This is a genomic window from Thalassobacter stenotrophicus (assembly GCF_001458315.1).
GTDB lineage: Bacteria > Pseudomonadota > Alphaproteobacteria > Rhodobacterales > Rhodobacteraceae > Thalassobacter > Thalassobacter stenotrophicus.
Map to the genome: position 1 here is coordinate 173,463 of NZ_CYRX01000031.1, position 15,084 is coordinate 188,546.

12 protein-coding genes and 1 tRNA gene are annotated in these 15,084 nt (G+C 56.2%); 4 read left to right on the plus strand and 9 right to left on the minus strand.

Annotation, left to right across the window (positions count from 1 at the left end; translation table 11 throughout):
* Position 1 precedes the first annotated feature (1 nt).
* The 7 genes from THS5294_RS11560 to pdxH all read right to left on the minus strand — a co-directional run bounded on the left by THS5294_RS11560 (position 2) and on the right by pdxH (position 8,191).
* Positions 2–589: a c-type cytochrome gene (locus tag THS5294_RS11560; RefSeq protein ID WP_058123883.1), complete on the minus strand. Its 588-nt coding sequence runs from the start codon at positions 587–589 to the stop codon at positions 2–4.
* Positions 586–1,842, minus strand: coding sequence for a PQQ-dependent sugar dehydrogenase (locus tag THS5294_RS11565; protein ID WP_058123884.1), 1,257 nt, complete (start codon positions 1,840–1,842; stop codon positions 586–588). Before THS5294_RS11565 ends, THS5294_RS11560 begins: the two co-directional genes overlap by 4 nt.
* A gap of 313 nt (positions 1,843–2,155) precedes the next feature.
* Positions 2,156–5,833 (minus strand): vitamin B12-dependent ribonucleotide reductase, encoded by a 3,678-nt coding sequence (locus tag THS5294_RS11570; protein ID WP_058123885.1) that lies wholly within the window; start codon positions 5,831–5,833, stop codon positions 2,156–2,158.
* Between the two features lie 451 nt (positions 5,834–6,284).
* Positions 6,285–6,361 (minus strand) — tRNA-Pro (locus THS5294_RS11575).
* A gap of 64 nt (positions 6,362–6,425) precedes the next feature.
* The gene (locus tag THS5294_RS11580) at positions 6,426–6,914 is read right to left on the minus strand and encodes a DUF192 domain-containing protein (protein WP_306434231.1); all 489 of its coding nucleotides are present in this window, start codon (positions 6,912–6,914) and stop codon (positions 6,426–6,428) included.
* Entirely contained in the window at positions 6,887–7,432 is a 546-nt protein-coding gene (locus THS5294_RS11585; RefSeq protein WP_233486472.1) for a cold-shock protein, read from the minus strand. Before THS5294_RS11585 ends, THS5294_RS11580 begins: the two co-directional genes overlap by 28 nt.
* 117 nt (positions 7,433–7,549) lie before the next feature.
* Entirely contained in the window at positions 7,550–8,191 is a 642-nt protein-coding gene (gene pdxH, locus THS5294_RS11590) for a pyridoxamine 5'-phosphate oxidase (RefSeq protein WP_038003490.1), read from the minus strand.
* 97 nt (positions 8,192–8,288) lie between these two features.
* Between pdxH and fabI the strand changes: the two genes are divergently transcribed.
* From fabI to THS5294_RS11605, 3 genes are all read left to right on the plus strand, one after another.
* Positions 8,289–9,101 (plus strand): enoyl-ACP reductase FabI, encoded by an 813-nt coding sequence (gene fabI, locus THS5294_RS11595; protein ID WP_116904536.1) that lies wholly within the window; start codon positions 8,289–8,291, stop codon positions 9,099–9,101.
* 5 nt (positions 9,102–9,106) lie between these two features.
* Positions 9,107–9,610, plus strand: coding sequence for a xanthine phosphoribosyltransferase (gene gpt, locus THS5294_RS11600; protein WP_038003493.1), 504 nt, complete (start codon positions 9,107–9,109; stop codon positions 9,608–9,610).
* 61 nt (positions 9,611–9,671) lie between these two features.
* Complete coding sequence (locus THS5294_RS11605) at positions 9,672–9,902, plus strand: sulfurtransferase TusA family protein (RefSeq protein WP_058123887.1); 231 nt, start codon at positions 9,672–9,674, stop codon at positions 9,900–9,902.
* Here THS5294_RS11605 and THS5294_RS11610 read toward each other — a convergent pair whose 3' ends face one another.
* The gene (locus tag THS5294_RS11610; protein WP_058123888.1) at positions 9,903–13,298 is read right to left on the minus strand and encodes an indolepyruvate ferredoxin oxidoreductase family protein; all 3,396 of its coding nucleotides are present in this window, start codon (positions 13,296–13,298) and stop codon (positions 9,903–9,905) included.
* A 191-nt stretch (positions 13,299–13,489) separates the two neighbouring features.
* Here THS5294_RS11610 and THS5294_RS11615 point away from each other — a divergent pair, with 191 nt between their 5' ends.
* Positions 13,490–14,404, plus strand: coding sequence for a LysR family transcriptional regulator (locus tag THS5294_RS11615; protein WP_058123889.1), 915 nt, complete (start codon positions 13,490–13,492; stop codon positions 14,402–14,404).
* Positions 14,405–14,610: 206 nt separating this feature from the next.
* Here the strand turns inward: THS5294_RS11615 and THS5294_RS11620 are convergent, their stop codons facing one another.
* A complete protein-coding gene (locus THS5294_RS11620; RefSeq protein WP_058123890.1) occupies positions 14,611–15,039 on the minus strand; it encodes a SufE family protein in 429 nt (142 codons plus the stop codon).
* Between the last annotated feature and the right edge of the window lie 45 nt (positions 15,040–15,084).

Sequence of the window (15,084 nt, forward strand, 5' to 3'; positions counted from 1 at the left end):
CCTATTCCTCTGGCGGTAGGATTTCGAGCGTTACAGCCGCATACCAATCCGCAACTTCACGGATTTCTGTGTCCGAAAGGGCTGCGGCAACATCTGACATGATTTCATGCTGGCGATTGCCGCGCTTGAATGCCTTTAGCTGCGTGTCGATGTAAATGTTCGTCTCACCCGTGAGGTTCGGCGCGTCCAAAAGCACCGAAATCCCATCCGCCCCGTGACACGACACACAGTTCTGCGGGGCATCCTCCGCGTTCACCCCCTCCGGCAGTGTGGCGCGTACTTGGTGCGCGCCGTACCACGCCGAGACATCAGCGATCTGTTGCACAGACAGTCCTGCCGTAACGATGCTCATCATCTCATGCTCACGCTGCCCAGTTTTAAACGCTATCAATTGCGCCTCCAGGTAGGCTGTCGGCTCGCCCCCGATATGGGGCGCAATCGGGATCTGCGCGTAGCCATCCAGCCCATGACACGTGCGGCACATATTGGCGACCTTACGCCCGTTTTCGGCGTCACCCGCATTGGCAACAAGAGGGAGGCCCCCGGCGAGCATAAGCCCGCCGAGACCCAAAATTAACGCCTGCTTCATTGAGCCATTCCGACGTAGGCAATCCGCCATATCGCACCTGCGAAATCATCGGACACCAACATTGACCCGTCTGGCAGGAACTCAATGTCCATCGGACGACCGCGGTATTCGCCGGTGTCCTCATTCAGCCAACCATCAGCAAAGACCTGCGCACCGGCGGCATTTCCGTCCTCATCAAGGGCGGTGAACATCACGCGCGCGCCCACAGGCTCTGTCCGGTTCCATGACCCGTGCTGTGCCCAAAAGATCCCACCGTGATAAGCTTGGGGGAAGCTGTCATCATGGTAAAACCGCATCCCTAAGTCGGCAGCATGGGCCGTAAGTTCAAGCTGTGGTTCCACAAAGCTGACGCCTTCGGGGCGAGGCACATCCTTATACAGCGGGATTTCCACGCGACTATTGGTCCAGGGAAAACCAAAGTGCTGACCGGCGGCGGTTTGACGGTTCAACTCACCGGGTGGAATGTCATCGCCCATCCCGTCAACCTGATTGTCCGTCCACCACAGTTCACCCGTTGCGGGGTTGAAATCCTGCCCCACTGAGTTGCGAACCCCGCGTGTGTAAACCTCACGGCCCGAACCGTCGGTGTTCATTCGGATGATCCCACCAATCCCCCATTCATCATACATCTCTAATTTATCAATGGGTTGCACATTATGCGGCTGCCCGAGCGAAATATAGAGTTTGCCGTCCGGCCCGATGTCACAAACGCGCGCAGTGTGGTTGAAGCTTTCTTCTTCGGCAGGGACTAGGCCGCCCTGGGGCACCACTACACCAACGGCGGGATCCGGACCTTCAAAGAAAAACTCAGCGGCGGGGAAGACCAACACCCGGTTCCGCTCCGCGATGTAAAGGAAACCGTCGGGTGAGAAACAGGGACCGTTGGGGATGTCAAAGGTGACAGAGGGGGCGAAATCTTTCACCTCATCGGCGATCCGGTCACGATCTCGGTCGATAATCGACCACATCTTGTCCTTGCGCGTGCCTGCAAACAACACAGTGCCTTGGGGGGCCATCGCCATGGACCGTGCATCCGGCACAACCGCATAGAGGCTGACCTCAAAGCCGTCGGGCACGCTGATGTGATCCACAATCGCCCTAAGCGCATCAGCCCGAGCGCCCGTTTGTTCAACGTGTGTAAAGGTGGCGTCCGTCTTTTGCATGTTAGACAAACGATCCATGTTATCTTGTGCGGCCAGAGGCATAGATAAAAAGGACGTGCAGAGCAGAGCTGCAAAGCTGCGTTTGATCATTTTTTCCTCCCAGAAAACGTTTTGATTAATTTTGATTTTAAAAGGTAGCGGGCAAAATTCGCTTTACCTTACGTAAGGTTTGTCTGGGTCGGAAATTAAGTCAATCCCAAAGGTTAATGCTCACGTTTGCGGAGGATTGTTGCAGATGCCGGGGTAAACGGACTTTTCACGATGTCCCTAGGCAAAGAAAAAGGGGGCTACCGCCCCCCAGTTTTGCCATTCGCACCAAATCGTTGACCGCTCGCACTGGCTCGCCTGTGCACGAAGGCATAACTGAAAGGGCCGGAGCAATCTGCCCCGGCCCAAGTCTTGTTTAGCTACAACCGGACGTCCCGCCGCAGGTGTTGCACTTCATGCAAGTGCCGTTGCGCACCAACGTGTAGTTGCCACACTCACCGCATGCCTCACCTTCGTAGCCCTGCATCTTGGCCTTGATGCGAGCATCCATTGACACCGAACCAGAAGCCACAGCGGTTGTCGTCGTCACGGATACCGTTTCGGGCACCAATGTGCTGAGCGTACCAACCGGATCGGCCGCACTGCGCGACAACACCTCTGCGCCGCCTTGCAGGACGACCAGATCGTTGGGCAGACGCTTGCGCAGATAACCGGTGGAAGATACCTGCTTCAGCATTTCCAGCGATTTGTTCGCAGCTGTCTCAGACGGTGTAGAAACATTTGCCACGCCCTCTTTCTCACCCCGGCCCAGATCGTCGAACGCGTGGCCCTCGGGCTTTACGTGCGCCAGGTCGGTTCGATCCAGATAGCTGACCGCCAATTCGCGGAAGATATAGTCAAGGATTGACGTGGCATTCTTGATGCTGTCGTTGCCTTGAACCATGCCAGCGGGTTCAAACTTGGTGAATGTGAAGGCGTCGACGAACTCCTCCAGCGGCACACCGTATTGCAGACCCACGGACACCGCGATGGCGAAGTTGTTCATCATCGCACGGAAGCCTGCACCCTCTTTGTGCATATCGATGAAGATCTCACCGAGGTTGCCGTCAGAGTATTCGCCCGTCCGCAGGTACACTTTGTGTCCGCCAACAACGGCCTTTTGGGTGTAGCCCTTACGACGCTCTGGCATCTTTTCGCGGTGGCTGCGGACAACCTCTTTGACGATGACCTTTTCCACGATTTTCTCGGCGATGACTTGCGCCTTTTGCATCGTGGTGCCGCTTTCGAGCGTTTCGGCGGCTTCGTCGTCGTCTTCGACCAATGCAGCGGCCAAAGGCTGGGACAGCTTGGACCCATCGCGATAGAGCGCGTTTGCCTTGATACCGAGCGACCATGACAACTCATAGGCTTTTTGGCAGTCGGTGATCGAGGCATCGTTGGGCATATTGATCGTCTTGGAGATCGCGCCTGAGATGAACGATTGCGCTGCAGCCATCATGTAGATGTGGCTATCGACGGACAGGTAACGCTTGCCCTTCTTGCCGCATGGGTTGGCACAATCAAACACGCTCAGGTGCTCATCCTTGAGACCCGGTGCGCCTTCCAGCGTCATGGTCCCGCAGACGTGGTCATTCGCCAGATCAATGTCGGTCTTGGCAAAGCCAAGGTGACGCAGAAGGTCGAACGTCGGATCGTTCAGTTTCGCAGCCGGAATGCCCAGTGTTTTAGTGCAGAAATCCTCACCCAGCGTCCATTGGTTGAACACAAAGCGGATGTCGAACGCGGATGGCAGAGCAGCTTCGATCTTGTCGATCTCTGCTTGACCGAACCCATGCCCCACGAGGCTAGAGTGGTTAATGCCGGGTGCGTTGCCGAGTGTGCCATGCCCCACCGCGTAGGAAATGATCTCACCGATTTGCGCCTGACCGTAGCCCAGTTTTTCAAGAGCTGCGGGCACCGATTGGTTGATGATCTTGAAGTAACCACCACCGGCGAGCTTCTTGAACTTGACCAATGCGAAGTCGGGCTCAATCCCTGTGGTGTCACAATCCATGACCAGACCGATGGTACCGGTGGGCGCGATCACAGTGGATTGCGCGTTACGGAAACCATGTGCCTCACCCAGTTCAACGGCTTGATCCCAGGTGGTTTTCGCCAAGGCCGACAGATCAGCGTCGGGGCAGTTGGCATGGTCCAGTGGAACGGGTTTGATATCGAGCTCTTCGTAACCATCGGCGTTGCCGTAGGCCGCGTTGCGGTGGTTGCGCATGACGCGGGCCATGTGCTTGGCATTTTTCGCGTAGCCGGGGAATGGACCCAGCTCACCGGCGATTTCAGCCGACGTCGCATAGGACACACCGGTCATCACAGCGCTGAGTGCGCCGCACAACGCGCGGCCCTCATCACTGTCGTAGCTGTGCCCCATGTTCATCAGCAGACCACCGATGTTGGCATAGCCCAGACCCAGCGTGCGGAAGTCATACGAGCGCTGCGCGATTTCCTTGGATGGGAACTGCGCCATCATGACCGAAATTTCGAGCGTTACGGTCCAAAGACGTGCGGCATGCATGTACGTTTGCGCATCGAACTTGCCGTCGTGGAAGAACGTCAGCAGGTTCATCGACGCAAGGTTACAAGCCGTGTCGTCCAAGAACATGTACTCGGAACAGGGGTTCGAGCCGCGGATTGGGCCGTCTTCGGGGCATGTGTGCCACGCGTTGACCGTGTCGTGGTATTGGATGCCGGGATCGGCACAGGCCCAAGCGGCGTGGCCGATGGTTTCCCAAAGGTCGCGCGCTTTGATTGTCTTGGCGACTTTGCCGTTGGTCCGGTTGATGAGGTCCCAATCTGCATCGGCCTCAACAGCCTTGAGGAACGCATCGGTCACACGAACCGAGTTGTTGGAGTTCTGGCCAGAGACCGAGTTGTAGGCTTCGGAGTCCCAATCTGTGTCATAGGTCGGGAATTCGATGCTGTCGTAGCCCTGCTTTGCGTAATCCAGCACGCGCTTGACGTATGTTTCTGGAATTGCGCATTTTTTCGCATCACGGATCGCGGACTTGAGGCCCGCGTTTTTGGCTGGATCGACGGCATCTTCAAGTGCCCCGTCCCACGCTTTAATCGCCGCGAAAATTTTGTTGAGCTCACGCTCATGCATCTTGGACCCGGCGACGATGGATGCAACTTTTTGCTCCTCCAGCACCTTCCAGTTGATGTACTCTTCTACATCGGGGTGGTCGGCATCAACGATCACCATCTTAGCCGCGCGACGTGTGGTGCCGCCGGATTTAATGGCGCCGGCTGCCCGGTCACCAATTTTCAAAAAGCCCATCAGGCCGGAGGATTTACCACCGCCCGACAGCGCTTCGCCTGCACCGCGAAGCGACGAAAAGTTCGTACCCGTGCCGGAACCGTACTTGAACAAACGCGCTTCACGAACCCAGAGGTCCATAATGCCGCCCTCGTTCACCAAGTCATCTGAGACAGATTGGATGAAGCATGCGTGGGGCTGCGGATGTTCGTACGACGAGGTCGACTTGGTCAGTTTGCCGGTCTTGTAATCCACATAGTGGTGGCCTTGCGCCGGACCATCGATGCCATAGGCCCAGTGCAGGCCAGTGTTGAACCACTGTGGTGAGTTTGGTGCGGCCATCTGCTTGGCCAGCATCAAGCGCATTTCGTCGAAGTAGGCACGCGCGTCAGCTTCGGTCGTAAAGTAGCCGCCCTTCCAGCCCCAATAGGCCCATGCACCGGCCAGACGATTAAACACCTGCTTCGAAGAGGTCTCGCCGCCGAAACGATCCTCTTCGGGCAATTTGGCCAGCGCGTCCTCATCAGGAACCGAGCGCCACAAGAACTCGGGCACGCCCTTTTCTTTAACCGTCTTGAGGCACGCAGCCACACCGGCTTTGCGGAAGTATTTTTGAGCGATCACATCGCTGGCGACTTGGCTCCAGCTTTCCGGCACTTCGACTGCGTCCAATTTGAACACTGTTGTCCCGTCAGGGTTACGGATTTCGGATGTCGTCGTTGTGAAGGCCAAGTTCGCATACGCGTCTTGACCATCCTGCGTGAGTTTCCGCTCAATTTTCATATCTGCCTCCGGCGCATTAAATAATTGGCAGCGCGTGCTGCCGCGTTGAAACGCACGTCTTCGATGGCGCGCGGTGCCGCGCCGAGCCCATAATGGGGATGAAGATGATTGCTCCGCTGCGGCACCATATGTAGTGCAATTCTGCGCCGCCCACACAACTTGCCGTAGTCGGACCTATTGGGTCAATTGAAAAATCAAACAATCCACAGCAAAAATACCCTTGACGAATGAGGGGGTGCGCCCAAGTTTTCGCCCCCTTCGATTCAAGGCTCTAAGCACATCAACTGCCAAAAAAACAAAAGCGTTAAACACCGGGGGCTTAGCACCTTTACCTCAGGTAAAGTCTCAAGAAGACACAAGTTAACGACAAAAAATGATCATTAACCCAGTGTTAAGTGAGGTTAATATCCATAAGATGTCTTGCTTAGAAATTGTGCAACCGAAGTTGCGGTGGTCGGGGCGGCGAGATTCGAACTCACGACCCCCTGTACCCAAAACAGGTGCGCTACCAGACTGCGCCACGCCCCGACACACCGCCGCTCTAATGGGTTTCGTCGGGCTTGAAAAGACCCAACTTCACCTTCTTGTGCGGTTAATTATCTGAGCAGGGCCAAACCGCTATATCTTGGGGCAATCCAGGGTGTCGCAGCACGTCTCCGACGGCCAAATTAAGCGCTTTCGCCATTCCGCCATTGATTTCCAACACAGCGAGGCCCGGCTCAGGCGCGCGAATGGGGGTCTCATCGTGGGGGATCGCGTTTGCGTGAATGTGCCGAATCTCTCCGGCTGCATTAAGAAAGATCATATCCAGCGGGATGAGTGTGTTGCGCATCCAAAAGGCCAGCGGCTGAGGAGATTCGTAAATGAAGAGCATCCCCTCAAAGCGCGGCATACTCTCAACATGCATTAGACCCTGCGCACGTTCTTGGGGGCTGTCCGCCAAGTTGACGGCAAATGAGACTTGTCCAAACGATCCGCGCAGATCAACACGGTCCGCAGAACAGTCAGCAATGGCAGGGTTCGCCGCACCAAAGGTCGCGAGGAGCCCGGCTGTTAGGACGGTGTTTCGTAATATTCCCAACGCCGCACCTCTGCCGCCAATAGCCCCCGTTCGCCCATGATTGTCCGTAGGCAAATCGCCTCTCCGGGCTGGAGATCCGCTAGGCCGAACCGGCGCAGAACCTCAGCGTGGACAAAAATATCGTCAGTAGAGCCAAAGGCGTTCGCAAAGCCAAAGCCCTTGGCCTTGTCGAACCACTTGACCCGCGCCGGTAGAAACGGCGTGCCATCTGGCACCGGCTGCATGAACTCAGGCATTTCTTCCTGCGTGTCCAAATCAAGAAAGGGTGGCACGATGGCAAACACTTCAACGGCTTGAAACCCGCGTGATGTGCGTTGCACGTCAAAGGTAACGCTCGCCCCATCAGGCACAGAGCTTTGGCCGAAGTTGCGCAACACATTCATGTGCAGCAACACGTCCCCGTCGACCTGCGCACAGGTGGCAAAGCCAAAACCGCGCGTCACATCGAACCACTTAATTGTACCCTCACAACGAATAAGGTCTTCGTCGGAAATATTTTCTACTGCAACGCGGTCCACTTTATGCCCTGTCCCCAATTTTTTCCTCACCTTGTGCGATTATGTGATCAATCGCAAGTCTGGGTCGCATTGATACTCAAAACGATACAATGCAGCAAGCATTCGGTCGTCGCGGACCTAAGGGTTTAGACGCTGTGTAGACCAAGCCGCTGGATCGTGTTCACGCGTCCGCGCCGCAGCTTCTGACCGGGTCCAGCGAAACCGATCATGCAACCTGTAGGCCCCATCCGCCCATAGCTCGATCTCAACCGGCATAATCCGAAACCCGCCCCAGAATGGTGGCCGCGTAGGGGCAGTGCCATGCTGCGTTGTCACCTTGGCCACCTCCGCCATCAACGTTCCGCGCGACTTGAGCGGCTGGCTCTGCGCCGATGCCCACGCGCCAAGTCGCGATTTCAGGGAACGGCTTGCATAATAGGCATCCGCCTGAGGCCCCTCCTCCCTCTCAACCACGCCGCGCACGCGAATCTGGCGATGTAAGGATTTCCAATGGCACACAAACGCGGCCTTACCAGCTTGCGTGATCTCTTGGCCCTTTACGGATGTGTAATTGGTGTAAAAGACGAACGCGTTGTCCTCGATCTCTTTTAGCAGAACCATGCGCACGTTAGGCATGCCATCCGCATCCACCGTGGATAAGGCAATCGCGTTGGGATCGTTCAGCTCAGACGCCTCAGCCTCTGCCATCCAACGACGCGCAATCTGAAACGGATCGTCCCCTGCAAAGATATCTTGGCTCTGTGTATCGTTGCTGCCCATTGTGACCTTTTCCCCATTGTCGGCTTGGAACTTGATGCGCCCGACGGTTTCGCCTAAAGCACATCAACCCACATAGAGATGATCTGAGGCGATGGAAATGCAAGGACTTATGAACGGCAAACGCGGGCTAATTATGGGCCTTGCAAACGACAAATCGATCGCATGGGGCATCGCGCAAGCTTGCGCCGAGCAAGGCGCAGAGTTGGCGTTTTCCTATCAAGGCGACGCGGTAAAAAAGCGGGTGCTGCCGTTGGCCGAACAACTGGGCAGCAACATTGTTCTGCCCTGTGACGTGGGCGATATGGCCTCGATCGACGCCATGTTTGATGGCCTCAAGGAACACTGGGATCACTTCGACTTTGTCGTTCATGCCATTGGCTTTTCAGATAAATCTGAACTGCGCGGGCGCTATGTCGACACGTCACTCGATAACTTCCTGATGACGATGAACATCTCGGTCTATTCATTCACAGCCGTCGCACAGCGCGCCGAAAAGATGATGCCAAATGGGGGCTCACTGCTGACGCTCACCTATTACGGCGCAGAAAAAGTGATGCCGCATTATAACGTGATGGGCTTGGCGAAATCGGCGCTGGAAACATCGGTGCAATACATGGCCGAGGATCTGGGCAAGCAAAATATCCGCGTTAACGCGATCTCGGCCGGTACGATCAAAACGCTCGCAGCCTCCGGCATTGGCGACTTCCGGTACATCATGAAATGGACCGAGCATAATTCACCCCTACGCCGCACGGTGACAACGACAGAAGTCGGCAAATCGGCTATGTATCTGTTGAGCGATCTTAGCTCCGCCGTGACTGGCACGGTCCACCATGTGGATTCAGGCTATCACGTTGTGGGTATGAAAGCCGTAGACGCCCCTGACATCACCGTCGACAAAAAGGATTAATCCGCATGAGCACGCGTTTACCCCATGAAAAGGGTTTCCACATCAGCTGGGACCAAATCCACCGTGACAGCCGGGCTCTTGCATGGCGCCTCGACGGGCGCGGGCCCGATGATGGTGCTTGGCGCGCGATTGTCGCAATCACCCGGGGTGGTATGGCACCTGCCATGATCGTCGCGCGTGAGTTGGATATTCGCATGGTCGATACGATTTCAGTCCGCAGCTATAATCATCAAACGCAGGGTGAGGCAGTTGTCTTGAACAAACCCTCGGACGAGCTGATGGGCGACGGCACCGGTGTGTTGGTGATCGATGATCTCGTGGACAGCGGCAAGACCCTAGAAGTTGTGCGCGGCCTTTACCCGAACGCACACTTTGCAACAGTCTACGCAAAGCCCAAGGGCGAGCCGATGGTAGACACGTTCATTACGGGCGTCAGCCAAGACACTTGGATCTTTTTCCCGTGGGACATGGCTCTACAATATGTTGAGCCATATCGCGGGACTGACTGACCCCAAAAGTGCTCAGTTAATCCGCGATTAGGTATCACAAGGTGGTTAAGGGGACAGCCGCATGCGAGATTTTGACCTAGAGATAGATGCGCGCGGGCTGCTATGCCCCCTGCCCGTTCTACGCCTGCGAAAACGGATCGCTGACTTGGCCCCAGGCCAAGTCGCTTGCCTAATTGCGGATGATCCAGCAGCTCATGTTGATGTGCCGCATTTTTGTGCCGAGGCCGGCTACACCTTTGAAGGCAGCGACGACCAAGACGACGGCACTGCCTTTTTCGTGCGACGCGGATAGTTATTCAGCGGCTTCGGGCACGGTTGCACTGGGGCCACGGTCGATTGCGGTCAGAAGCTCTGCACGTCGCTGTGCCGCTGTCTCCATAGCGGCGGCCTTTACCGGACCAAATCCCCTGATGTCGAGCGGCAGCTCGGCCAATGACAGGATCAGATCGCGGTTCTCTGCTGTTAGCATCGGCAAAAGACGCTTCATGTCCTGTTCATATTGACTAATCAAAGCCCGCTCTTTGCGCCGTTCTTCTGCATAGCCGAACACGTCAAAAGGGGTCCCACGAAGGTGCTTGCCAAAAGCCAAGATTGGGAACAATTTTTCCAACCAGGACCCAAACGCCCGCTTGAGCGGACGCCCATTAGGACCAACGCGTGACAGCAGTGGCGGCGCGAGATGATAGGTTAACGTCATAGGCCTATCGAATGCCGCATCAGCCTGCGCCTTTGTCCCCCGCAGCAGCCGTGCAACTTCGTATTCATCCTTGTAGGTCAGCAACTTATGAAAGCTGGCAGCCATCGCATCGCGCACCTGTTCATCCGGCGCCAATTCGAGCAAACGCAGGTATCGCTTCTCAAGCCGCTGACCTTGATACGCCTTAAGATGCGCAATGCGCGCGGCCTCAGAATCTTGTTTAACTGGCTCAGACGGCGCCAACAGGTCCGCTATACTTTGTGGATCAAAGGCCGCCCACCGACCATAGGTGAACGCCTGTTTGTTCCGATCAACCGCCGCACCGTTTAGCGTAATCGCTTGGGTTAACGCCGCGAGTGAAACGGGTAAACGTCCTGCCTGCCACGCTGCACCCAGCAACATCATATTGGCATAGATCGAGTCGCCCATCAGAACCTTTGACAGCTCGGACGCGTCGATTGACATCAGTCTTGAACCCAGCCGTTCAGCCAAAGCGGCGCGGAGGCCCTCGCCCGGCAGAGAATAGTCTCGGTTCAGGGTGAAGGCGCTGGTCGTTGTTTCATGCGTGTTAACCACTGCATAGGTACGAGCGGGGTCAAGCAGTGTCTGCGTTTTGGCCCCGGCGGAAACAACCAAGTCCCCCCCGATCAACGTATCACATTCACCGATTGCGACACGTATCGCACTGATATCACTGGGTGTGTTCGCAAGGCGGCAATGGACTGTGACCGCGCCGCCCTTTTGCGCCAATCCTGCCATCTCCATCATGGCGGCACCTTTGCCATCAAGATGGGCAGCCATCGCCAACACGGCCCCCAACGTCACAACGCCTGTCCCGCCGACGCCCGTTGCCAACACATTGAACGTGCCGTCGATCATCGGCAATTCTGGCTCTGGTAAGTCAGGCACCACCACATGCGTGATCGCGGCTTTGCGCGGCATGCCGCCCTCTACGGTGACAAACGACGGGCAAAACCCATCTGCGCAGCTGTAATCTTTGTTACAAGAAGATTGCTCGATTGCCCGCTTTGTCCCGAACGGTGTCTCAACCGGGATGATAGACACGCAGTTCGATTGAACCGAGCAGTCACCGCACCCTTCACACACATCTGTATTGATAAACATACGCTTTTCGGGATCAGGGAAGCTGCCGCGTTTGCGACGACGCCGTTTTTCAGCCGCACAGGTTTGGATGAACAGCAAAACCGAGACACCCTCAACGCTTTGCAAACGGGTCTGAACTGCACCCAAATGATCTCGGGTGTGCCATTCCAAACCGACAGGAAAACGTGTTTTGTCCACCTCTTCTTTAGGATCGTAAACGACCACGACCGTCTCAACCCCGGCCGCAAGAACCTCTTGGACCACTTGCTCTGGCGGCAAGTCGCCATCGTTGCTTTGCCCACCGGTCATCGCAACAGCATCGTTATAAAGGATTTTATAGGTGATATTTGTGCCCGCGGCGCGAGCGGCCCGAATGGCCATCAACCCCGAGTGGTTGTAGGTCCCCTCCCCAAGGTTTTGGAACACATGTTTACGTGTAGAAAACGGCGCCTCACCAATCCAATTGGCCCCCTCAGCCCCCATATGCGTGTAGCCTTCGGTCCCGCGATCCATCCATAAAGCCATGACGTGACACCCGATGCCCGCACCTGCGCGCGCACCGTCTGGCACCTTGGTCGAGGTATTGTGCGGGCAGCCCGAGCAAAAGTACGGACTGCGTATTGCCAAATCTGGCGCGATTTCCTGGGTACGGGCCGCCTGCAGCTTAGTCAGTCCCGCTTGGATAGGCGGGGATTCCACGCCAAGCTCCTGCAAGAGTTTGCCAAGCGTTTCCGCAACGTCGGCGGGATCGAGCGCGAAGTGGGATGGGAACAACGCGGCACCATTTGGGCCGAGCGCTCCATAAACCTGCCGCCCACGCCGGTCATCAAAGATGGCTTCCTTCACCTGCACTTCGATCAGCTTACGTTTCTCTTCGATACAAACGATGACATCAAGACCCTCGGCCCAATCACGCAAAGACGCCATATCCAGCGGCCATGTTTGGCCCACTTTGTAGGTCGTAATACCAAGCGCCTCGCAAGCTTTTGCATCCAGCCCCAAGGCCCCCATGGCATGCACCAAATCGAGCCAGTTTTTACCCGCGGCCACCAACCCGATGCGCGCACCGGCCCGTCCCTGCATCCGTCTGTCAATCTTATTGGCTCGGGCAAATGCCTCGGCCGCCGGACGTTTGTGACAAACCAGCCGTTCCTCTTGGGGGATCCAGTGATCGCCAAGCCGGATGTGCAAACCACCGGGGGGCAAATCGATTTCGGGGGTCACGAACTGCATCCGATCAGCGCGACCATTCACGACGGCCGTGACCTCAACGGTATCTTTCATCAGTTTCAGGCCGGACCAAACCCCCGCAAACCGGCTAAGCGCCAGCCCGTACAACCCGTAGTCTAAAATCTCCTGCACCCCGGCGGGATTTAGAACCGGCATATGGGCATCAACCAACGCCCAGTCAGATTGGTGGCATGTGGTTGAGCTTTCGCCCGTGTGGTCATCACCGCAGGCCATCAGCACACCGCCGAGCGGCGCAGTCCCTGCCATGTTGGCGTGCCGCATTGCATCGCCAGACCGATCAACGCCCGGCCCCTTACCGTACCACAACCCAAACACACCATTGAACCGCCCCTCACCCCGCAAGGCAGCCTGTTGCGTGCCCCAAATAGCGGTAGCAGCTAGGTCTTCGTTCAAACCGGGATCAAAACGAATGTCCTGCGCCGTTAAGACATCGCGGGCGCGGGTCATTTGCATGTCGACGCCCCCCAAGGGCGAACCGCGGTACCCGGTGACATAGCCTGCAGTGTTGTGCCCTGCCGCACGGTCCCGCGCCTTTTGCATGAGCATCAATCGGACCAGCGCCTGCGTCCCATTTAGCAGGACGTGGTCCTTTTCAAGATCGTAGCGGTCACTCAGACGGACATCCAACAGGCTCATCACACACCTCCCATGCGAAGCGATCCTTGAATTAAATATAGGTCACAATCTATGACCTACAAGAAAATTCTACTTGCCGTTACGTTTTCCGCGTTAGTTCAGAATGTTACCAAATTGGCGGTTCGCAAGTAACCACGCATGTGCGATACCGCTACCAATTAAAACCGCATTAGCCACAGGGGCACTTACGAATGGACTGGGACAAGCTGAGAATTTTCCACGCGGTGGCGTCTGCGGGCAGCCTGACACACGCTGGCGAAACGCTCCACCTCTCCCAATCAGCCGTCAGCCGCCAGATCCGCTCTCTTGAGGAAAGCCTAAGCACGACATTGTTTCACCGCCACGCACGGGGCCTTATCCTGACGGAACAGGGCGAGTTGCTGTTTGATGCGACCAATTCGATGGCAAAGAAACTCGATGCCGCCAATGCGCGTATCCGCGATAGCGAAGAAGAAATCTTTGGCGAACTGCGTGTCACAACCACCATCGGGTTCGGCACGCTCTGGCTCGCGCCACGACTCGCAAAGCTTTATGAAAAGTACCCAGACCTCAAAATCGACCTCATGCTAGAAGAGCGTGTGCTGGACCTACCCATGCGCGAAGCAGACGTTGCAATCCGGATGAAAGAGCCGAGCCAAGCGGATTTGGTCCGCAAGCGGCTCATGGACATTCGGATGCGGATGTATGCCTCACCCAGTTACCTCGAGGCGCATAGCACACCCGAGACGATGAGCGACCTGCAAAACCACCGCGTGATTTGTCAAAACGCCAACAGCTTTCAGGTGAACGCTGGTGCCCAATTGATCCGACAGTTGCAAGAAGAAGGGGTTGAGAATTTCTTGACCGTTAACAACTACTTCGGTGTATTGCAGGGGGTCATCTATGACCTTGGTGTTGGGGTCTTGCCCGATTATCTCACCCGCGACTTTCCGGACCTTGTGCCGGTTGTGCCTACGGCTCTTTCGCGTGAAGTGCCTGTTTTTCTCGCCTACCCAGAGGAATTGCGCCACTCACGCCGGGTCGAAGTCTTTCGGGATTTTGTGCAAGAAGAGGTCATTGCTTACCGCAAGCTCAAACGAGCTGCCGAAAGCAGCAACGTCGCCTAGGTATTCTGCAAACGCATAGCGGCTATTCGCACCTGCGTCATAAAAGTGCCTTGTTGTAAAGCACATTGCCACCTATTTGAACTCTCGAAGATGCTGATGAGCTTCGGCTCGCGTCTTCACCTCCCTGTTGGACTTCGGCCGAGCCTTGTGCTCGGCCTTTTTTTTGGGCTTCCCAAATCAGGTAAGCTGTTGAAGAGCGAGACGGATTAAACCGTCGCCGCTTCCTGCGCAGTTTTGCGGATACGCTCAACCATGGCGCGCAACCCGTTGGAGCGTTGCGCCGAAAGGTGGTCATTCAACCCCAGCCGCGCCAATTCTGCGGGTGCATCCACAGCGCCCACATCCTTGACCGAAAGGCCTGCGTAAAGCGCATGCAAAACCGCGATCAGGCCGCGTACAATCATCGCATCACTCTCGCCCTCAAAATCAAATTGCGCCTCGGGTCCTTGCCCCTCGATCCGTGGCAAGATCCAAACTTGGCTGGCACATCCATCAACCTTGGTCGCCGGCACCTTGACGGCATCATCCAAGGGCGGAAACGCCTTGCCCATATCGATCACATGACGATAGCGATCTTCCCAATCGTCCAGAAACTCAAATGTCTCTGCAAGCTCTTCAAAGGCTTCTGTTGCCATGGTGGGCTCCTTTTTCTATGCGCAACGAGCTAGGCCGTCAGGACC

Coding starts and splice junctions, on each gene's coding strand:
- THS5294_RS11615 (WP_058123889.1), top strand. CDS start 13,490: ATGGACTGGGACAAGCTGAGAATTTTCCACGCGGTGGCGTCTGCGGGC.
- THS5294_RS11605 (WP_058123887.1), top strand. CDS start 9,672: ATGCGAGATTTTGACCTAGAGATAGATGCGCGCGGGCTGCTATGCCCC.
- THS5294_RS11565 (WP_058123884.1), bottom strand. CDS start 1,842: ATGATCAAACGCAGCTTTGCAGCTCTGCTCTGCACGTCCTTTTTATCT.
- THS5294_RS11610 (WP_058123888.1), bottom strand. CDS start 13,298: ATGAGCCTGTTGGATGTCCGTCTGAGTGACCGCTACGATCTTGAAAAG.
- gpt (WP_038003493.1), top strand. CDS start 9,107: ATGAGCACGCGTTTACCCCATGAAAAGGGTTTCCACATCAGCTGGGAC.
- fabI (WP_116904536.1), top strand. CDS start 8,289: ATGCAAGGACTTATGAACGGCAAACGCGGGCTAATTATGGGCCTTGCA.
- THS5294_RS11570 (WP_058123885.1), bottom strand. CDS start 5,833: ATGAAAATTGAGCGGAAACTCACGCAGGATGGTCAAGACGCGTATGCG.
- THS5294_RS11560 (WP_058123883.1), bottom strand. CDS start 589: ATGAAGCAGGCGTTAATTTTGGGTCTCGGCGGGCTTATGCTCGCCGGG.
- THS5294_RS11620 (WP_058123890.1), bottom strand. CDS start 15,039: ATGGCAACAGAAGCCTTTGAAGAGCTTGCAGAGACATTTGAGTTTCTG.
- pdxH (WP_038003490.1), bottom strand. CDS start 8,191: ATGGGCAGCAACGATACACAGAGCCAAGATATCTTTGCAGGGGACGAT.